Origin of the sequence: Schumannella soli, assembly GCF_006517435.1 — a bacterium.
GTDB classification, from domain to species: domain Bacteria; phylum Actinomycetota; class Actinomycetes; order Actinomycetales; family Microbacteriaceae; genus Schumannella; species Schumannella soli.
In genome coordinates, this window is sequence record NZ_VHQG01000005.1 from 212,868 (window position 1) to 232,516 (window position 19,649).

At 71.5% G+C, this 19,649-nt stretch carries 12 protein-coding genes; 6 read left to right on the plus strand and 6 right to left on the minus strand.

Translation table 11 applies throughout. The features are described from left to right. Nucleotides 1-39: 39 nt before the first annotated feature. Both FJ657_RS16040 and FJ657_RS16045 read right to left on the minus strand, forming a co-directional pair. The gene (locus tag FJ657_RS16040; protein ID WP_255447394.1) at nucleotides 40-5,928 is read right to left on the minus strand and encodes a GH92 family glycosyl hydrolase; all 5,889 of its coding nucleotides are present in this window, start codon (nucleotides 5,926-5,928) and stop codon (nucleotides 40-42) included. 325 nt (nucleotides 5,929-6,253) lie between these two features. Beyond that, complete coding sequence (locus FJ657_RS16045) at nucleotides 6,254-7,876, minus strand: L-serine ammonia-lyase (RefSeq protein WP_141164725.1); 1,623 nt, start codon at nucleotides 7,874-7,876, stop codon at nucleotides 6,254-6,256. A gap of 436 nt (nucleotides 7,877-8,312) precedes the next feature. Between FJ657_RS16045 and FJ657_RS16050 the strand changes: the two genes are divergently transcribed. After that, complete coding sequence (locus tag FJ657_RS16050) at nucleotides 8,313-9,338, plus strand: LacI family DNA-binding transcriptional regulator (RefSeq protein ID WP_141164726.1); 1,026 nt, start codon at nucleotides 8,313-8,315, stop codon at nucleotides 9,336-9,338. 427 nt (nucleotides 9,339-9,765) lie between these two features. Here FJ657_RS16050 and FJ657_RS16055 read toward each other — a convergent pair whose 3' ends face one another. From FJ657_RS16055 to FJ657_RS16065, 3 genes are all read right to left on the minus strand, one after another. Then, nucleotides 9,766-10,719, minus strand: a complete 954-nt coding sequence (locus tag FJ657_RS16055) for a MetQ/NlpA family ABC transporter substrate-binding protein (protein ID WP_141164727.1) — start codon at nucleotides 10,717-10,719, stop codon at nucleotides 9,766-9,768. 100 nt (nucleotides 10,720-10,819) lie between these two features. Further along, on the minus strand, nucleotides 10,820-11,551 hold the full coding sequence (locus tag FJ657_RS16060; protein ID WP_255447395.1) for a methionine ABC transporter permease: 732 nt from the start codon (nucleotides 11,549-11,551) through the stop codon (nucleotides 10,820-10,822). After that, nucleotides 11,548-12,636, minus strand: coding sequence for a methionine ABC transporter ATP-binding protein (locus FJ657_RS16065; RefSeq protein ID WP_141164728.1), 1,089 nt, complete (start codon nucleotides 12,634-12,636; stop codon nucleotides 11,548-11,550). The genes FJ657_RS16060 and FJ657_RS16065 overlap by 4 nt, the downstream gene beginning before the upstream one ends. Before the next feature lie 147 nt (nucleotides 12,637-12,783). On the opposite strand from FJ657_RS16065, the gene FJ657_RS16070 reads away from it, so the two are divergent. Beyond that, nucleotides 12,784-13,680, plus strand: coding sequence for an NmrA family NAD(P)-binding protein (locus FJ657_RS16070; protein ID WP_141164729.1), 897 nt, complete (start codon nucleotides 12,784-12,786; stop codon nucleotides 13,678-13,680). Here the strand turns inward: FJ657_RS16070 and FJ657_RS16075 are convergent. Beyond that, nucleotides 13,659-14,693, minus strand: coding sequence for a LacI family DNA-binding transcriptional regulator (locus tag FJ657_RS16075; protein ID WP_141164730.1), 1,035 nt, complete (start codon nucleotides 14,691-14,693; stop codon nucleotides 13,659-13,661). The two genes, FJ657_RS16070 and FJ657_RS16075, sit on opposite strands and share 22 nt — an antisense overlap. Before the next feature lie 291 nt (nucleotides 14,694-14,984). Between FJ657_RS16075 and FJ657_RS16080 the strand changes: the two genes are divergently transcribed. The 4 genes from FJ657_RS16080 to rhaS all read left to right on the plus strand — a co-directional run bounded on the left by FJ657_RS16080 (nucleotide 14,985) and on the right by rhaS (nucleotide 19,619). Continuing rightward, a complete protein-coding gene (locus FJ657_RS16080; RefSeq protein WP_255447425.1) occupies nucleotides 14,985-16,460 on the plus strand; it encodes a sugar ABC transporter ATP-binding protein in 1,476 nt (491 codons plus the stop codon). Beyond that, nucleotides 16,457-17,488 (plus strand): ABC transporter permease, encoded by a 1,032-nt coding sequence (locus tag FJ657_RS16085; protein WP_141164731.1) that lies wholly within the window; start codon nucleotides 16,457-16,459, stop codon nucleotides 17,486-17,488. Before FJ657_RS16080 ends, FJ657_RS16085 begins: the two co-directional genes overlap by 4 nt. Then, the gene (locus tag FJ657_RS16090) at nucleotides 17,485-18,522 is read left to right on the plus strand and encodes an ABC transporter permease (protein ID WP_141164732.1); all 1,038 of its coding nucleotides are present in this window, start codon (nucleotides 17,485-17,487) and stop codon (nucleotides 18,520-18,522) included. Before FJ657_RS16085 ends, FJ657_RS16090 begins: the two co-directional genes overlap by 4 nt. A 62-nt stretch (nucleotides 18,523-18,584) precedes the next feature. Further along, on the plus strand, nucleotides 18,585-19,619 hold the full coding sequence (rhaS, locus tag FJ657_RS16095; protein ID WP_141164733.1) for a rhamnose ABC transporter substrate-binding protein: 1,035 nt from the start codon (nucleotides 18,585-18,587) through the stop codon (nucleotides 19,617-19,619). Nucleotides 19,620-19,649: the final 30 nt, after the last annotated feature.

Sequence of the window (19,649 nt, forward strand, 5' to 3'; positions counted from 1 at the left end):
CGAAGAAACAGGCTGAGGGCGGGAGGAGTGCCGGTGGTGTCAGCCCTCCTCGGTCATGCCGGTGACGTCGTGGTCACCGTGGCGGCGGCGGCGCAGCAGCCATCCGCCGGCGACGACCGCGAGCACGCCCGCGCCGATCGCGCCGAGCGCGAGCGCTCCGACCGGCTGGGCTCCGTCGACGCCGGTCGCCGCGAGACCGTCGTAGGCCCCGGGCAGGATCGGCGCCTGGCCGTCGGCCTGCGGAACCGAGGCGGCGACGGTCAGCGGCGTCGTGGCGCTGAGCCCCGACGTGAGACCGAGCACCTCGATGGTGTGCTGACCGACCGGCACGTCAGCGGGGATGCTGACCGTGACGTTCTGCAGCACGCCGTCCTGGTTGGCCTGGAACTCGCCCAGCACGACCGGGTCGGAGTGCAGGATGACCCGCACGCGCTCTCCGTGGCCGAAGCCGCTGATCGAGAACTGGAACGAACCGCCCGCGCGGATGATCTGCACCGAGATGCTGACCGAGCACGTTCCGCCCTCGGGCGGGGTGGTGGTCTTCGCCGTGACCTTCAGGTCGGCACGGGCCTCGACCGCCGAGACGGATCCGAGTGCGGTGACCGGGTACGTGCCGGTGTCGGCCTTCGCCGGCACCGTGATGCTCGCACTGATCGCACCGGCGCCGTCCGCCTTCACCGTGGTGGTGACGGCGGGCGTGCTCGCCAGCGTGACCGCGACATCCTCGCCGGCGGCGAATCCGCTTCCGGTGACGGTGACGCTGTCGCCGGCCTTCGCCGACGCGGGCACCTGGATGCTCGGCGTGTAGTGCACCGGGTCGGTGACCTCGACCGTGGTGGTCGTGGCCGCGCTGCGGATGCCGTCATCCACCGTGACCGTGACCGTGTACTTCCCGGCCGCGGCGTAGGTGTGGGTTCCGGCGATCGACGCACCACCGGACGAGCCGGCCGTGACGGTGCCGGCGGTCGTGCCGGTTCCGTCGCCCCAGTTCACGGTGGCGGTGCTCGACGCACCGGCGTGGCCGCCGGTCGCCGTGGCGAGTGCCGCCGTGAACTCGACGCCGCTCGTCTGACCCGCGACGGTCGATCCGGTCGCCGCGAGCGGCGCCGTCTCGGCCGTGCGCGTGCCGTTCGAGGCGATCGCGAAGATGTGCAGGCGTCCGTCGGGCTTGGCCGAGCCGGGTTCCTTGGGCAGGGTCACCGAGGCGACCGTCTTGCCGGCGGGGATGGTGAACGGCGCCGTCGCGTAGATCGCCGCCACGGCCGTGTCGGTGTTGGAGGCGCCCTGAGTGCGGCCCTCCGACTTCGCCACGATCGTGTTGCCGAACTGCGGGGTCGTCGCGGCCGCGGTCCAGTCGCCCAGGGCGATGGTCAGCGGGTCGGACGATCCGTCGGTGTAGTTCACCTTGCCGCCGGTGCGCGACAGGTTCTTCTCGGTCGCGGTGCCGATGAACGACAGGCTCGTCGCTCCGGTGCCCGCGTCGAACGCGATCGTCTGACCGCGGCCGGTGACGTTGTCGGGCTGACCGGCCGGGATCGCCGGCAGGTCGAAGGTGAGGTCGCTGTTCGGGACCTTCACCGTGGTGCCCTGCACGAAGCCGTTCGCGGCGAGCTTGGCGCGGATGAAGCCCGCACCGAGCGTGTCGCAGTTCGCGGCCGTTCCCGGGGTGGTGCCCACGGGGGTGTCGCCGATGCAGACGCTGTCGAGCGCTCCCGTGAAGGAGGCGTCGCGCGTGATGGTGATCGTGGCCGTGGTGCTGGCCTGCTTCATCCCCTCGCCGACCGTGACCTGCGCCGTGTAGACGCCGGCCTTGTCGAAGGTGTGGGGAGCGGTGATCTGCCATCCGCCGAGCGGCGCCTTCGTGAGCGTCGCCTTCTGCGCGGCCTTGCCGTCCTTGAAGTCGACGGTCGCGGTGTAGTCCGCGGCGTCGGCCGAGGTGCCGCCCGAGAGGGTGGCGAGCGGGGCGGTCACGGTCGCGCCGACGGTGCCGGTGACACCGGGCGCGGCGTTGAGGGCGAACTCGCCGGCGGCCGCGGCCGGGTCGGCGAGCAGCTCGATCTCGGCGAGAGTGGCGGGCTTGCCGTCGCTCGTGGCCGTGATGTGCAGGCGGTAGTGGTCGTAGGCGGCCGGGGCCGACTTCGATCCGGTGCCGCCCGACGCGCCACCCGTCGGGATCACGAAGGGACGCGTCTGCGTCGCCCAGGCGAACTTCTCACCCGTGCGCTCATCCAGCTTCAGCCAGGTCTGCCCGTCGCTGGAGCCCTCGAGGGTCCAGGCGGTCGGGGTCGACCCGGTGGCGCCGTTCGTCAGCGTGTACGAGGTCAGCTGCACGGGGCCGCTGGCCGAGGTCCACTCGATCGACGGCGTGGCGGAGTTGAAGGTCGCCGACGAACGGGAGTTGTCGTCGGTGAGCTTCGCGGCATCCGTCTCGTCGGAGATCTTCGTGGTGCCGAAGCCGGTCTTCGTGGCGTCGACGTGCGGGACGCGCGCGCTCTGGTCGGAGGTGCGCTTGCCCCAGTCGCTGGGCGTGGCGCCCATGTCGAAGTCCAGCGTGCCGCCCTGGCTGAGCGTGGTCGTCGGGATGACGGCCGAGTTCAGCGCGCTGCCGTTGAAGGTCGCCGACTGGATGTAGATGTTCTTCTCGCTGTTCTTCGGCGCGTTGATGACCAGGCTCTTGTTGTTCGCCAGGTGCACCGTCGCCTTCGTGAAGATCGGCGATCCGATCACGTACTCGCCCGAGCCGACGGCCTCCGGGTAGAAGCCGAGCGCCGAGAAGATGTACCAGGCACTGGTCTCGCCGTTGTCCTCATCGCCCGGGTAGCCCTGGCCGATGTCGCTGCCGACGAAGAGACGCTGGGTGATCTCGCGCACGACCTTCTGCGTCTTGGCCGGGTCGCCGGCCGCGGCGTAGAGGTACGGGATGTGGTGCGAGACCTGGTTGCTCATGCCCAGCTGGCCCATGCGCACGTCGCGCGCCTCGAGCATCTCGTGGATGACCCCGCCGTAGCCGCCGGGGGTGTCCGCCTTCTCGGGGGTGGAGAAGAACTGGTCGAGCTTGGCGTCGAGGCCGGCGGTGCCGCCGTAGAGCGCGGCGAGGCCGTCGATGTCGAACGGGGCGTGGAACGCGAAGTTCCAGCCGTCGCTCTCGGTGAACGCGTCACCCCACGACTTCGGGTCGAACTTGTCGCTCGGGATGTGCCAGCTTCCGTCGGCGTTCTTGGCCTGGAAGAAGTCGGCATCCTTGTCGAACAGGTTGACGTAGCTCCACGAGCGGGCGAGGAAGTACTCCGACTCCTCCTTCAGCGTCTGACGACGCGACTCCGGCGTGGCCGGGTCGTCGGCGAGCTTCGCCGCCATCCGTCCGATTCCGTAGTCGTTCGTGCCGCCCTCGAGACCCCACGAGACGCTCTCGCCGGTGGAGGCCGAGGTGTAGCCGAGGAAGGTGGAGGTGTCGAGTCCCTTGCGCCCGACGGCGCTCGAGGTCGGCAGCACGGTCGCGTTCTTCAGCGCGGCGTCGTAGGCCTCGAGCGCGGTCTTCGTGTCGAGCGCGCCGTTGAGGTACGCGTCGGCGAAGGCCACGTCGGAGCTGGTGCCGGTCATGAGGTCGGCGTAGCCGGGCGACGACCAGCGCGCGACCCAGCCGGAGTCGCGGTACTGCTGCACGAAGCCGTCGACGAGCTCCTGCTCCATCTGCGGGTAGAGCAGCGAGTAGGCGGGCCAGACGGTGCGGTAGGTGTCCCAGAATCCGTTGTTGACGTAGACCTTGCCGTCCTTGATCTGGGCGTTGGTCGTCGTCGCCGTAGCGTCGCCGACCTTCGGCGCGACCGGGCTGGCGTACTGGTACTTCGGGGCGTCAGCCGTTCCCGTGTTCTCGAACTGCGAGTTCGGGTACAGGTTCAGGCGGTAGAGGTTCGAGTACAGGTTCTGGTTCTGCACGTCGGTGCCGCCCTCGATCGTGATCACGCCGAGGCGGGTGTTCCACTGCGCCGCGGCGGCCTGCTGCACCTGGTCGAAGCTCTTGCCGGTGACCTCGAGGTCGAGGTTCTTCTGAGCCTGCGCCTGCGAGATGAACGACGTCGCGATGCGCAGGGTCACGATCTTCGCGTCGCCCGTGCCGCTCGTGTCGAACGCCGCGTAGCGGGCGGAGGCGCTGCGGTCGCCGCTCGAGGTTCCGACGCCGGTCGGGGTCTTGTCGAACTGACCCGAGATGAACATCCGGCTGCGTCCGGCGCTGAGGCCGCTGCCGCCGTCGACCCATCCGGTGACCTTGCCCGCGGCATCCACGTTCAGGCCCGAGAGCGAGTTCGAGGCGACCTTGTCGAGCTGCACGCTGCCCGTGTTGCCCGTGAACGCGAAGCGGTAGACGCCGCCGTGGTCGGTCGGGGTGACCTCGGCGATCATGCCGTTCGTGAACTTCACGCTGTAGAGGTCGGGGCGGGCGATCTCGGTGCCGTGGCTGAACTCGAGCTGACGTGCGGTCAGGGTCGAGCTCGGCGTGGCCGAGGTGCCGGGCATGACGGCGAGCTGGTTGCGGTCGCCCATCCAGGGGCTCGGCTCGTGCGAGATGCCGATGCCCTGCAGGCGGGGCAGGTTGTTCGCGGTGTTGTCGCTCGCATAGTTGTAGAGCCACGAGTCGGTGTTCGCGTTCGTCATCGGCGTGAAGAAGTTGAAGCCGTTCGGAACCGCGGTGGCGGGGAAGTTGTTGCCGCGCGAGAAGCCGCCGCTCGAGAGCGTGCCGCGGCGGGTGTCGACCCAGTTCACGAGGCTCGAGCCGTCGACGGCCACCTTCGGGGCGAGGGCGATGTCGTCGACCCAGCCCGAGAAGCCGTGGCCCGACTGGCCGTTCGGGTCGTCGTAGGCGAAGAGGATCTTGTCGATCACCTTGCCCTCGAGGCCCTTCAGGTCGATCTTGACCGAGTTCCACTGGCTCGCGTAGAGCGCCTTGCTGGTGCCCTGCTCGCGCGCCGAGGCGCCGAAGCCGTTCGCGTCGAGCAGGCCCTTCTTCGACAGGCGCGAGCCGTCGCTGAAGACGAGGTCGATCGCGGCGTAGGTGGCCGAGTAGGTGAGCGCGTCATCCAGCACGGGCAGGATCTTGTAGCTCAGCTGCGTGTCGGCGCCGACCGTGAGGTTCAGCTTGTCGAACAGCACGTTCTGCGCCGTCGTCTCGCCGTTCGCGACCGGACTGCCGCCGTAGCGCAGCGCCTTCAGGCCGCTGAAGCCCGCGTTGGGCTTGATGTTGTAGGCCGAGACGGGTCCGTTGCCGACCGTCGTGACCATCGGCGTCGCCGGCGGAGTCTGCTGCGTCGAGTCGAGGATGTCCCAGTCGGACAGCTGGATGATGTTGCCGCTGCCATTGGCGGTGATGTTGAGGCGGTACCAGCTGTAGCTCACGGGCGCGCTGAGCTGGTAGCTGTTCTTGACCAGGCGGCCGGACCAGGTCTGGTTCGTGCGGGTGTCGACGTCGGTCCACGTGCTGCCGTCGTTGGACCCCTGCACGGTGAAGTTCTTCGGGTCGCGCTCGGGGGCGTCGCCGCCGCTGGTGATCGTGTACGAGTCGATCTTCTGCGCGCCGGAGAGCTGGTAGCGCAGCCAGCCGGTGCTCTGGAACGCGAGCCACTTGGTGCTGCTCGAGCCGTCGGCGGCGTTCGCGGCGACCTCGCCGGGGGCGTTCTCGGCCGAGGCGTCGACCTTGGTGACCGTGGCGAGCTTGCTGCCCTTGCCGAAGGTCGACCCGGAGATGTTGGTCTGGTCGCCCCACGGGGTGCTCGCCTGCGGCTGCGGGTCGGCCTGCTCGAAGGAGCTGAGGAAGAGCGGCGTGCCGGCGGCGGCCGCGGCCGGGGTCGGCGCGGTGAGCGCCAGGCCGGATGCGGCGGTCGCGACGGCGGCGACGAGCGCGATCGCGGCGACCGGGGTGAGGCGCGGCGCCATGGTGGGGGCGTCGGCGGTGTTCGCGGCGCTCGCCGCGGCGGAGGCGCCGGGGCCTCCGGGCGGTGTGGCGCCGCGTGAGCGGTGGACGGTGCGGGCACGCCGTGGCGTGAGCGCAGAGAAGATCGACGGCATTGTCTGGCTCCGGGTGTTTCGGGGGTGGAGTGCGCCGCCTGGTGATGACAGCGCTGTCACAGGTGAGTCTGTGGGGAACCTGACAACGCTGTCAAGCCGTTGCCGCGTGTTCTGCCGTTAACGCATCCGTCGCCGGGCGTTCAGGGCCGCATCCGCCTGCGATCCGGGCCGACGGCGGGACTGTCGACGCGGCTCAGCACTCGACGACGTTGACGGCGAGACCGCCCTCGCTCGTCTCCTTGTACTTGGTCGACATGTCGGCGCCCGTCTGCCGCATCGTCTCGACCACGGTGTCGAGCGAGACGTGATGCGTGCCGTCGCCGCGCAGCGCCAGCCGCGCAGCGGTGACGGCGGTGGATGCGGCGATCGCGTTGCGTTCGATGCACGGGATCTGCACGAGGCCGCCGACGGGGTCGCAGGTGAGGCCGAGGTGGTGCTCCATCGCGATCTCGGCCGCGTTCTCGACCTGCGCCGGCGTCCCCCCGAGCACCGCCGTGAGGCCGCCCGCCGCCATCGCGCTCGCCGAGCCGACCTCGGCCTGGCATCCGCCCTCCGCTCCTGAGATCGACGCGTTCGCGCGGAACAGCGATCCCAGTGCCGTCGCCGTCAGCAGGAACTCGCGGATGCCGGCGCGGGCGGCCTCGGCCCCCTCGCGCGCGCAGAGGAAGTCGAGCCAGTAGCGGGCGACCGCGGGCAGGATGCCGGCCGCCCCGTTCGTCGGCGCCGTCACGACGCGGCCGCCCGCGGCGTTCTGCTCGTTGACCGCGAGCGCGTAGATGCCGAGCCAGTCGCCGGGCAGCGCCGTCGCGGGCTCCGCCTCGAGCTGACCGCGGATCGCCGCCGCGCGGCGGCGCACCTTCAGCTCGCCGGGCAGCAGGCCGTCGTGGTGCAGGCCCGCGTCGATGCACTCGGTCATGGCCGTCCAGATCGCGTCGAGTCCGGCATCCAGCTCGACCTCGGTGCGGTCGGGGTGCGTCTCGAGCTCGGCGCGGCGGGCGAGCTCGGCGATCGTGGCGCCTTCAGAGGCGCAGAGCGCGAGCAGCTGGTCGGCGGTGCGGAAGGCGGTGGGGGTGGATGCGGACGTCGCGGCGGCCACGGCCGCGGCGGGGACGTCGCGCGGGGCGTCCTCGCCGTCGTCGCCCTCGCGGCGGATGAATCCGCCGCCCACCGAGAAGTAGGTCTCGCGCGCGAGCTCCGCGCCGTCGGCGTCGAGCGCGACGAAGGTCAGCGCGTTCGGATGCCCGGGCAGGCGGGTGAACGGCGAGAAGACGACGTCGGCGCGGGCGAAGGCGATCGGCCGCGTGCCGCCGAGCATCAGGTGCTCGCCGTCGGTCCAGCCGCTCCAGGCGGCGCGCACCGCATCCGGGTCGACGGTCTCGGGTTCGGCTCCGGTGAGTCCGGCGAGGATCGCGTCGGGGGTGCCGTGGCCGATGCCGGTCGCCCCGAGCGAGCCGAAAAGCTCGACCGTGATGCGGGCCGTGTCGTCGAGCGTGCCGGCGGCGCGCATCCGCTCGACCAGGTCGCGCGCCGCGCGCATCGGACCGACCGTGTGCGAGCTCGACGGGCCGATCCCGATCGAGAACAGCTCGAGGGCCGAGACGTAGGCGGTGCCGGCGGCGGCGACGCCGCGCCGGTCGGGGGTGCCGGGGTCGGTGGTGAGGGAGTGCCGTCCGCCGAGGCTGCCCGACTCGGCGGGCGGGATGAACGGAGCGGGGATGCGGCGCAGGCTCGGCGTCGGCAGGGGAGCGGCGGCGGCGGATCCGGGAGCGTCGGGCGCGGCCGAACCGCCGGGGGTGGATGCGCTGCTGCGGTGCATGGGCTGGCCTCGTCGCCGGACGCCGCAGGGATGCGCGGCGCGGTGACGCCGCGGCGGCTCCGGCGGGGCGACCATGGCGGCGATGACGCTGGTGGCGTCGTCGCAGGGGAAGGCTACCCGCCCGAGGCGTGCGCGTCCCGTGGCGTCGCGGAGTCCGTCGGGCATTCGTTCGCGGAGCCGCCGCGGAGCCATTGAGGAGCCGCTGCGGAGCCGAGGATCGTGCCGTCGCGTCGCTATGACGCCGCCATGCCGACGCGAAAGCACGATCCTCGGTCGTGACCGGAGCGCGGCCCGCTCAGCGCGTTCGGTGACAGCGTTGTCACCGCGGTGGCAGACTTGGGCCGCCCGAGTGCACGCGTGACGCATCCTCGAATCAGGCGAGGATGCTCGCGACGGGCGCGACGCACCGCGTCGGGAAGATCGAGAGAAGGACACCGTGGGTATTCCCGCCTCGGGCGCGACGACGCTCGCCGACGTGGCCGCGCGCGCGGGCGTGAGCCTCAAGACGGCATCGCGAGCCGTCAACGGCGAGCAGCACGTGCGCGAGGAGACCCGGGCGAAGGTGCTCTCGGCCGCGAGCGATCTCGGCTTCCAGCTCAACTCCTCGGCGAGCCTGCTCGCGCGCGGCATCGCATCCAGCTTCGTCGGCGTCGTCACCGGCGACCTCGCCAACCCCTTCTACGCCATGCTCGCGCAGGGCGCGGCGAGCGAGCTGCGCGCGCACCAGCTCAGCGTCACCCTCGGCAGCTCCGACGAGTCATCCGCGCAGGAGGAGGTGCTCGTCGACGAGCTCGCCCGCCGATCGGTGCGCGCCGTCATCGCGGCGTCGGCGATGACCTCGCACGCGCCCTACGCGGCGCTGCAGCGTCGCGGCGTGCCCGTCGTCTTCGTCGACCGCGCGCCGACCGACCTCGATGCCGATTCGATCGTGCTCGACAACGCCGGCGGAGCCCGCGCCGCGGCCGAGCATCTGCTCGCCGGCGGCCACCGCCGCATCGCCTTCCTCGGCGACTTCGAGCGTCTGCCCACCTACCGCGAGCGTCTCGACGGCTTCACGGCGGCGATGGATGCGGCAACCGGCGCGGTCGACGCCGGATGGCGTGAGCTCGTGCGCGAGGGAGCCCACGACCCCGAGGTCGCGGCCCGCGTGACGGGGGAGCTGCTCGACGCCGCGAACCCGCCGACCGCGATCTTCGCGAGCAACAACCGGGCGACGCTCGGCGTGCTGCGCGAGCTCGCCCGCCGCGGCGACACGACGACCGCCCTCGTCGGCTTCGACGACTTCGACCTCGCCGAGGTGCTCGGCGTCACGGTCGTCGCGCACGACGCCCGGGCGATGGGCGCGCAGGCCGCGCGGCTCGTGGTCGAGCGTCTCGCCGACCCCCGCCGCGACACGGAGCTCGTGCGCCTGCCGACGCGGCTCGTGACCCGCGGCTCGGGCGAGCGCGCGCCGCGCGCCTGAGCGCGCCCGTCCTGCGCACCTGACGCGCGACCGTCCGCGCACCTGGCGCCCCGAATCCGCCGACTGAGCGCACCCGTCGCGCTGTCGAGCGCACCCATCCGGACACGCGAGTTGCCCGCTTCCGCGGCATGTCGCGGGGGACACACCGCGGAAGTGGGCAAGTCAGGCATCCACTCGAGCGCGGGTGCCGGTGCTGCGCGCTGAGTTGCCCACTTCGGTCGGGTTCGGGGCGCGTGACCCGGCAGAAGTGGGCAACTCGTTGACCCGCACACGCGAGTTGCCCGCCTCCGCGGCATGTCGTCGGGGACACACCGCGGAAGCGGGCAACTCAGGAGACCTTCCCGGGCGGAAGAGCCGCGAGGAGGATGGCCGGCGGGAGAGCGGCCGCGGCGAAGCGCAGCCGGCCGCCCTCCCGCCGGCCGAGGGCCTACTTCGCGTCGAGCGGCAGCAGGATGTTCTTCACGTCCTTGTTCGTGGCCAGGAACTCCTGCACGGCCGGGTCCTTGAAGGCCTTGATGAGCTGCTGGATGTTCTTGCTCTTGAGGTACTTCGTTCCGACCGTCAGCTGGCCGGCGAACTCGTCGGGCGCCGCGGGCGCGAAGATCTGCTTCTCGATCGGGATGCCGGCGGCGAGGTAGTACTCCGTGTAGCCGACGGCCGCGTCGAGGTCGGGCAGCGAACGGGACTGGGCGGCGAAGTCGAGCAGCGTGAACTTCAGGTGCTTCGGGTTCGTCGCGATGTCGTTCTGCGTGGCCTTCGCCTTGTCGACGCCGTCCTTGAGGGTGATGAGCCCGGCGCGCTCGAGGATCCACAGACCCTGGGCCTCATTGGCCGGGTCGGAGTAGAGCGAGATGTTCGCGCCGTCGGGGATCTGGTCGACCGAGCTGTACTTGTCGCTCCAGAGCCCGAAGCCCCAGCGGAACACGGGCGTCGCCGCGGTCTCTTCGAAGTCGGGGTTCGCCTCGAGCACCTGGCTGAGCCAGAGCTTGTGCTGGTAGACGGTCGCGGCGACCTCGCCCTCGCTGACGGCGCGGTTGAGGGTGGTGCTGTCGCTGAGTCCCTTGAACTCGACCTTGATGCCGTACTTCGGCGCGACCTTCTCGCCGACGAACTTCACCAGCGCCTCCTCGGTCGCGTTGCCCTCGGCCGTGACGACCGTGAGGGTGGCGCCCTCGGTGTCGTTGGCGGAGGCCGGGGCGGCGAAGCGCGGCACGACGATCGCGGCGGCGATGCCGAGCACGACGACGACGGCGCCGGCGACCCAGGGCCAGCGGCGGCGCTTCTTCACGGTGAAGCCGTGATCGGAGGCGGCGGCCGTGGATGCGGCGGTCGTGGCGGCTGCGGAGTCGGCCGCCGGGGCGGTGTTCTCGGAGTCGGACATGAGTGATCTCTCCAGGGTGCTGTGCAGTGCGGGCAGGGCAGGGCGGAAGGTGCGGTGTGGTGCGGAGGGGGAGCGATCCGGACGCGCGGCCGAGTCGGCGCTAGGCGGCGACCGGAACGCGCGCGGCGCGAGCGCTGCGGCGCCGATCCCGCGAGGCGGGCGTGAGCGCGCGGGCGACGCGGTCGCCGAGCAGCTGGGTGGCGGCGACGGTCGCGATGAGGATGACGATGGTCGCGATCATCACGGCGTGGTCGAAGCGCTGGTAGCCGTAGGTGACGGCGACGTAGCCGATGCCGCCGGCGCCGATCGTGCCGGCGATGGCCGAGTACTCGATCATCGCGATCGTGTTGATCGTGAGTCCGCCGATGATCGACGGCACCGCTTCGGCGAGCTGCGCGGTGACGATCGCCTGGAACGTCGAGGCGCCGGAGGCGATCGCGACCTTGGCGTAGTCGCGGGGCACGCTGCGCAGCGAGTTCTCGACGATGCGGGTGAAGAAGGCGATGCCGGCGATCGACATCGGCACGACGGCGGCCGGGATGCCGATGTTGGTGCCGGTCAGCAGCCGCGTGAACGGGATGATCGACGCCATCAGCACGAGGAACGGCAGCGAGCGTCCGACGCTGATGACCCAGCTGAGCACCTGGTGCCCGACGCGGTGCGGGAACAGTCCGTCGGGCCCGAGGTTGTGCACGATCGCGCCGAGCGGGATGCCGACGACGACCACGATCGCCATCGTGACGCCGACCATGATGAGCGTGTCGCCGAGTGCCGGGAACACGAGCGCGGGGATGTCGGGCAGCGGCACGAGGTTGCTGCTGTGCAGGCTCACGGGCGGGCTCCGATCAGCTCGGGGAGGTCGTCGGAATCGCGGATGTCCGAGGCGGCAGCGGCGGCGTCGTCGGCGGCGGCGGAAGCGGCGGCAGCCGAAGCCGGGATCGCCGCCCCGCGCACCGCGAGACCGAGCTCGCGCAGCGCGGCGTCGACGCCCGCCTCATCCACGGTCTGGGGGATGCCGAGGGTCGCCCGCCCGATGGCGGCGCCGTCGATCTGCTCCACGCTCGCGCCGAGCAGGGCGACGGGCGCGTCGAGGCGGGTGGCCAGCCGCAGGACCCAGTCGCCGGGCACGTCGCCGGCGTAGGCGACCGACCAGACGCGGTCGCCCGCGGTGGCGGGGAGGGCGAGCCGCTCGGGGCGCAGCTGGGCGCCGAGGGCGGAGTCGGGGTCGCGCAGCAGCGCGGTCAGCTCGCCCTGCTCGACGATGCGGCCGTGGTCGAGGCGCGCGACCGAGTCGGCGACCTGCAGCACGGTGTCCATCTCGTGGGTGATGAACAGGATCGAGAGGCCGAGGTCGTCGCGCAGCTCGCGCAGCAGGCGCACGATCGACGCGGTCGAGTCGGGGTCGAGACCGGAGGTGGCCTCGTCGCTGAGCAGCACGCTGGGGCGCAGGGCGAGGGCGCGGGCGATGCCGACGCGCTGCCGCTGACCGCCGGAGAGCTGGTGCGGGTAGTGCTTGGCCTTGTCGGCGAGCCCGACGCGGTCGAGCAGCTCGGCGACGCGGGCGCGGGTCTCGGCTTTCGTCACGCCGAGGTACTGCAGCGGCAGGGCGACGTTGTCGGCGGCGGTGCGGCGCGAGAAGAGGCCGTCCTGCTGGAAGATCGTGCCGATGCGCCGGCGCGCGACGCGCAGGTCCTGGGCGCCGAGGGCGGTGAGGTCGTCGCCGTTGACGACGACGCGACCCGAGGTGGGCTTCTCGAGCAGCGTCACGCACTGCGCGAGCGTCGACTTGCCGGCGCCGGAGGGGCCGACGACGGCGAAGACGCGACCGGTGTCGACGGCGAGGTCGAGCCGGTCGAGCACGGTGACGGCGTCGGGTGCGGTGCCGTACACCTTGCTGAGCTGGTCGAGGCGGATCATGCGGCGACGATAGGCGGATGCGGGGCCGACGCCGATGACAGGTGTCGGCATGCGACGACACGTGACGTCGGGTGTCGTCATATGACGATCTGCGCGACAGCTGTCGATGATCGGGCGCTCGTCGCCGCGCCGCGACAGGATGGGCGCATGACCGCGCGCCTGCTCATCACCGATGCGTCCGGAGCGACCGGAGCCGCCGTGCTCGCCTCCCTCGCGGCCGGCGCGGCCGCCGTGTCCGACGCCGGTCCGGCCGGAGAGCCCGCCCCGCCTTCGCACCGCATCCGCGCGCTGACGACAGCACCGCGGGCCGCGCTGCCCGACGGCGTCGAGCGGGTGCTGGCCTCACTCGACGACGTCGAGGCGCTGAGGCGCGCGCTCGACGGGGTGCACGCGGTCTACCTGGCCGCGCCCCCGACCGAGCGGTCGGCCGAGCAGCGCATCCGGTTCATCGAGCTCGCGGCCGAGGCCGGCGTCGAGCATGTCGTGCTGCTGTCGCAGCTGGATGCGTCCGACGACTCCCCGGCACGCAACCGCCGCGCCCATGCGGCCGTCGAGTCGGCGCTGGCCGCGTCGGGTCTCGGGGCGACCGTGCTGCGCGCGAACCTGCTCGCGCAGGCGCTGCTCGCGCTCGCCCCGGTCGTGCGCGGTCAGGGGCTGCTCGCGGCCCCGGTCGCCGGAGCCCGGGTGAGTCTGCTCGACGTGCGCGACCTCGCGGCGGTCGCCGCGACGGCGCTGCTCGCCGCACGTCCGCTCGGCGCGATCGACCTGACCGGCCCCGAGGCGCTGGGCTTCCCGGTCGTCGCCGAGCAGCTCGGCGCCGCGCTCGGCCGGCCGATCCGGTTCCTCGACGCGCCGCCGCAGATCTTCGCGGCGGCGCTGCGGGTCGCGCTGCCCGCCTGGCAGGTCGAGGCGACGCTCGAAGACTTCGCCCATGATGCCGGGGGCGCGGCCGAGCGGGTGTCGGATGCGGTGCCCCGCATCCTCGGGCACCCGGCCCTGCCGTTCGCGGCGTTCGCGCGCGACTACGCGCCGCTGTTCCGCTGATCCTCGGCGACGACTCCGGTCGAGGCTCGCGCCACGAGCTCGGGCGTGAACTCGATGCGCTGACGCTCGACGCTCGGATCCTCGCTCTCGGCGAGCAGCAGCCTGACGGCCGTCTCGCCGATGAGGCGGCTGGGCTGACGTACCGACGAGATCGGCACGACGGCCGCGGTCATGAAGTCGATGTCGTCGAAGCCGATGAGCGCCACGTCGTCGGGCACGCGCACGCGTCCCTGCATGACGAGCGCCTGCAGCAGGCCCATCGCGAGCAGATCGTTCGCCGCGAACACCGCGTCGGGCCGGCGTGCGGCGGGGCGGGCGGCGATCTGCTCGCCGATGCGGCGACCTTCGAGCACGGTGAGTCCGTGGGTTGTGAGCACCTCGAGGGCCGCGTCGGGGCTCGCGTCGATCGCGCGCTGGGCGCCCTCGAGCCGGTCGGTGACCTGCCGGATCGCGAACGGTCCGCCGACGTAGGCGATGCGGCGACGCCCCTGGGCGATGAGGTGCTCGACGGCGACGCGGCCGCCTTCGACGTCGTCGACCGACACCGAGCTGGTGGTCTCGTCGGCGCTGACGCGGTCGACGAGCACGGCCGGGGTGCCGCGTTCACGCAGGCGGTGCAGGCGCTCGCCGACGTCGCCGACGGGGGAGATGAGCACGCCGAAGACGCGCTGCTCCTCGAAGAGGTCGAGGTAGGTCGACTCGCGTTCGGGGTTCTCGTCGCTGTTGCCGAGCAGCACGCTCAGCCCGGCGGCGGCGGCCGCGTCTTCGGCGCCGAGTGCGACGTCGGTGAAGAAGGGGTTGCGCACGTCGAGCACGACGAGGCCGAGCGTGGTGCTGCGGCCGGCGCGCAGCTGGCGCGCGGCGTCGTTGCGCACGAAGCCGAGGTCGCGGATGGCGTCGGTCACCTTGCGGCGGGCCGCCTCGCTGACGCGCTCGGGGTGGTTGAGCACGTTCGAGACCGTGCCGACCGAGACGCCCGCGCGCTGGGCGACCTCTTTCACGCTCACGGTCATGCGCACAGACTAGAGCCTGACGGGCCGGAATGAATCGTGTGAATCACGGTTCGGCGACGACGGCTTGCGCTCGACGGCGCGACGCGTCTACAGTGACACGACACCGCATCTGAATCGTTTCAAAGCAACTCCGAGACGACCCAGACGAGACCCTCGACGAGGAGGCCGGTCGTGCCCGACGACATCCCACCCGCCGCGCCCGCGACCGGCAGCACGCCGTCCGCCGGCGCCCCGAGCGGAGCCGCCGCATCCACCGCGCCGGCAGCGCCGAGCGCCCCCGCCGCGCTCGAGCTGCGCGACATCTCCAAGGCCTTCGGCCAGGTGATCGCCCTGCGCTCGGGCACTCTGCGCCTCGAGTCGGGCAGCATCCACGCCCTCATCGGCGAGAACGGCGCCGGCAAGTCGACGCTCGTCAAGATCATCGCCGGGCTCTACCAGCGCGACGCGGGCGAGTTCCTGCTCGGCGGCGAGAGCGTCGACTTCCGCTCCACCGCCGAGTCGAAGGCGGCCGGCATCGCCGTCATCTACCAGGAGCCCACGCTCTTCCCCGACCTCAGCGTGACCGAGAACATCTTCATGGGGCGTCAGCCGCTCAAGGGACTGCGCCGCATCGATCGCGCGGCCATGCGCGAGCAGGCGCTCGGCCTGTTCCAGCGGCTCGGCGTGCGCATCCACCCCGACCGTCCCGCGCGCGGCCTCTCGATCGCCGACCAGCAGATCATCGAGATCGCCAAGGCCATCTCGCTCGACGCCCGCGTGCTCGTCATGGACGAGCCGACCGCGGCCCTCAGCGGCGTCGAGGTCGATCGGCTCTTCGCCGTCGCCCGCGCGCTGCGCGACGAGGGACGGGCCCTGCTCTTCATCTCGCACCGCTTCGACGAGGTGTTCGCCCTCTGCGACACCGTCACCGTCATGCGCGACGGCGCCTACATCGCGACCCAGCCGATCGCCGAGACCGACACCGCCAAGCTCGTGCGGCAGATGGTCGGCCGGGATGTCGCCGAGCTGTTCCCGAAGCAGGAGGCCGTGATCGGCGACGAGCTGCTGCGGGTCGAAGGACTGACCTCCCCGCTGTTCGCCGACGTCGACCTCAGCGTGCGCTCGGGCGAGATCGTCGGGCTCGCCGGCCTCGTCGGCGCCGGACGCAGCGAGGTCGTGCGCGCCGTCTTCGGCGTCGATCGCTACGACTCGGGCACCGTCACCGTCGAGGGACGCGCTCTCGCGCCGCACGACCCGACCGCCGCCATGCGCGCCGGCCTCGCGCTCGTGCCCGAAGACCGCCGCGCCCAGGGGCTCGTGCTCGGCACGACCGTGGCCCGCAACCTGACCATGGCGATCCGCTCGAAGCTCACGAAGGCCGGCATCCTCACCCGCGCCGCCGAGAACCAGGCCGCCCGCGTCTGGGCCAGCCGGCTCGAGGTGAAGTCGAGTGCACTCGACGCCGAGGTCGGCACCTTCAGCGGCGGCAACCAGCAGAAGGTCGTGCTGGCCAAGTGGCTGGCCACGAACCCCAAGGTGCTCATCGTCGACGAGCCCACGCGCGGCATCGACGTCGGCACGAAGAGCGAGGTGCACCGCCTGCTGAGCGAGCTCGCCGGTCAGGGGCTCGGCATCCTCATGATCTCGTCGGAGCTGCCCGAGGTGCTCGGCATGGCCGACCGCGTCATCGTCATGCGCGAAGGCCGCGTCACGGCCGAGCTGAGCCGAGCGGATGCGAACCCCGAGTCGGTCATGAGCGCCGCGACCGGAGCGGGGGCCGCCGCGTGAGCGCCGCCACCACCTCCTTCGCCCGCCGCGGCGTGCTGGGTCGTCTCAGTGCGCTCGCCGCCGCCCGCGAGACCGGCATCTTCCTCGCGCTCGTGCTCGTGCTCGTCGTCACGACGGCGAAGAGCCCGAGCTTCCTGTTCAGCGCCGACGGCTTCCGCGACCTGCTGCTGACGCCCTCGACGCTCGTGCTCATCGCCGTCGGCCAGGCGATCGTCATCATCACCCGCAACGTCGACCTCTCGGTCGGCTCGATCATCGGCCTGACCGCCTACCTCACCGGCGTGCTGTTCAAGTACAACCCCGGGCTGCCCATCCCGGTCGTCATGCTGCTGGCTGTGCTGTTCGGCGCGGGCCTCGGTCTCGTCAACGGCGTGCTCGTCTCGGTGGCCAAGGTGCCGTCGCTCGTCATCACGCTCGGAACTCTGTATGCCTATCGCGGCATCAACGTCGTCTGGACGGGCAGCAACCGCATCAACGCCTCGGACATGCCCCGCGACTTCCTCGCGATCGGCACCGCGAAACTGTGGGTCCTGCCCGTGATCACGCTCATCGCCGTGGTCGTCCTCGTGATCGCCGCCCTCGTGCTGCGCAGCTCGCGCAGCGGGCGCGAGCTCTACGCGATCGGATCCGACCCCGACGCCGCGCACCTCTACGGCCTCAAGGTCGGGCGCCGCGTGCTCTGGGCCTTCGTCGCGAGCGGCACCCTCGCCGGACTCGCCGGCGTGCTCTACACCGCGCGCTACGGCACGGTCGACTCGCAGGCCGGCTACGGCCTCGAGCTGCAGGCCGTCGGCGCGGCCGTCATCGGCGGCGTCGCGATCTTCGGCGGCAGCGGCTCGGTCGGCGGCGCCGCCCTCGGCGCGGTGCTGCTGCTCACGATCAACCGGGCGCTGCCGGTGCTCGGCATCCCCGACTTCTGGCAGGGCGCCGTCGTCGGCGTGCTGATCATCGCGGCGATCATCCTCGACCGCCTGCTCGCCTTGCGACAAGCCCGAAAGCTCACGGTCATGGAGGACTCGGCAGCATGAGCACCACCGCATCCGCCGCCGGCTCGACCGGCGAGACCCGGGCCTACCGCGACTACGGCCGCCCGCTGTGGCGCCGCGTGCTGCTCTCGCGCGAGGCCGCCGTGATCGCGCTGCTGATCCTCGTCTGGATCGTCGGCTACACCCAGGTGCCGCACTTCGCGGCGCCGATCACGCTGACCTTCCTGCTGCAGGACATGGCGCCCGTGCTGCTCATCGCGCTGCCGATGACGCTCATCATCATCACCGGCGAGATCGACCTCTCGGTCGCGAGCGTCATGGGGCTCTCGAGCGCGCTCATCGGCATCCTCACCCAGCAGGGATGGGCCTTCGGCGCCGCCTTCCTGGTCGCGCTGATCGTCGGGCTCGTCGCCGGCCTCGTCAACGGCGTGCTCGTGACCGTCGTCGGGCTGCCCTCGCTCGCCGTCACGATCGGCACGCTCGCGCTCTACCGCGGAATCGCGCAGGGACTGCTCGGCTCGAAGGCGATCACCGACTTCCCGTCGGAGTGGACCTCGCTCGCGACCGGCAACATCCCCGGCACCCCGCTGCCGATCGTGACCGTGCTCATCGTCGTGCTCGCGCTCGTCTTCGGACTGCTGCTGCACTTCACGCCCTTCGGCCGCGGCGTCTACGCGATCGGCCTCAGCGCGGATGCGGCGGCCTTCTCGGGCGTGCGCATCACCCGCACCAAGATCATCCTGTTCGCCCTCGCCGGGCTCGTCTCGGCCGTCGCCGGCGCCTACTACACGCTGCGCTTCGGCAGCGCCCGCGGCGACAACGCCACGGGCCTCGAGCTGTCGGTCGTCGCGGCCGTGCTGCTCGGCGGCGTGTCGATCTTCGGCGGCCGGGGCGCCCTGCCCGGCGTGCTCGCCGGGGCCCTCCTCATCGGAGCGATCGCCAGCGCGCTGCGCCTCGCCGGCATCACCTCCGACGTCATCAACGTGGTCACCGGAGTGCTGCTCGTGCTCTCCGTCGTGATCGCCGGTCTGCTCGGCAAGCTGCGCTTCCGCCGGCTTCGCATCGTCAAGAGCTGACCGACAGCGGTACCCAGCACCACCCACCACCTGCACCACACATCCACTCGAGAGGACCACTGATGCTCCCCACCAGCACCCGCAGCCTGCGCATCGCCGGCGTCGCCGTGCTCGCCTCGGCCGCCCTGCTGCTCACCGGCTGCGCCGCGTCCACCGGCGACTCCGGATCGGGCGACGGCTCGAAGAACTACCAGATCACCTTCCTGCCGAAGAACCTCGGCAACGCGTACTTCGACACCTCCGACGCCGGCGGCGAGAAGGCCATCAAGGAGTTCAAGGGCACCTACGCCGAGGTCGGCCCCGCGAAGGCCTCGCCCGACGCGCAGGTGAGCTACATCAACACGCTCACCCAGAAGCAGGTCGGCGCGATCGTCATGTCGGCCAACGACCAGAAGGCCCCCTGCGACGCCATCAAGCAGGCCCGCGACGCCGGCGTGAAGGTCGTCACCTTCGACTCCGACACGAGCGCCGACTGCCGCGACCTGTTCATCAACCAGGCCACCGCCGAGGGCATCGCCAAGGTGCAGGTCGACCTGATCACCAAGGAGATCGGCGACAGCGGCGAGATCGCCGTGCTGTCGGCCGCCGCCAACGCGACCAACCAGAACGCCTGGATCGACCTCATGAAGAAGGACCTCGAGGCGAACCACCCGAACGTCAAGCTCGTGGATGTCGTCTACGGCGACGACGACGACCAGACATCCTTCGACAAGACGGCGGGTCTGCTGCAGTCGCACCCGAACCTCAAGGGCATCGTCTCGCCGACCACCGTCGGCATCGCGGCCGCCGCGCGCTACCTCTCGACCTCGTCGTTCAAGGGCCAGGTCAAGCTGACCGGTCTCGGCACGCCGAACCAGATGCGCGAGTACGTGACCGACGGCACGGTCGAGGAGTTCGCCCTGTGGAACCCGGGTGACCTCGGCTACCTCGCGGCCTACGCGGCGAAGGCGCTCATCGACGGCGACATCACCGGCAAGGAGGGCGACAGCTTCAAGGCCGGCGACCTCGGCGAGTACAAGGTCGGCAAGGACGGCACCGTGCTCCTCGGCGACCCGTTCGTCTTCAACAAGGACAACATCGGCGACTTCAAGTTCTGAGCCGCTGACCTGTCCGGTGGCCCGGGCGTC

What these genes read in the sequence shown, in the direction of transcription:
- FJ657_RS16040 (WP_255447394.1), bottom strand. Translation starts at nt 5,928, where the DNA reads ATGGCGCCGCGCCTCACCCCGGTCGCCGCGATCGCGCTCGTCGCCGCC.
- FJ657_RS16045 (WP_141164725.1), bottom strand. Translation starts at nt 7,876, where the DNA reads ATGCACCGCAGCAGCGCATCCACCCCCGGCGGTTCGGCCGCGCCCGAC.
- FJ657_RS16055 (WP_141164727.1), bottom strand. Translation starts at nt 10,719, where the DNA reads ATGTCCGACTCCGAGAACACCGCCCCGGCGGCCGACTCCGCAGCCGCC.
- FJ657_RS16065 (WP_141164728.1), bottom strand. Translation starts at nt 12,636, where the DNA reads ATGATCCGCCTCGACCAGCTCAGCAAGGTGTACGGCACCGCACCCGAC.
- FJ657_RS16070 (WP_141164729.1), top strand. Translation starts at nt 12,784, where the DNA reads ATGACCGCGCGCCTGCTCATCACCGATGCGTCCGGAGCGACCGGAGCC.
- FJ657_RS16075 (WP_141164730.1), bottom strand. Translation starts at nt 14,693, where the DNA reads ATGACCGTGAGCGTGAAAGAGGTCGCCCAGCGCGCGGGCGTCTCGGTC.
- FJ657_RS16090 (WP_141164732.1), top strand. Translation starts at nt 17,485, where the DNA reads ATGAGCACCACCGCATCCGCCGCCGGCTCGACCGGCGAGACCCGGGCC.
- rhaS (WP_141164733.1), top strand. Translation starts at nt 18,585, where the DNA reads ATGCTCCCCACCAGCACCCGCAGCCTGCGCATCGCCGGCGTCGCCGTG.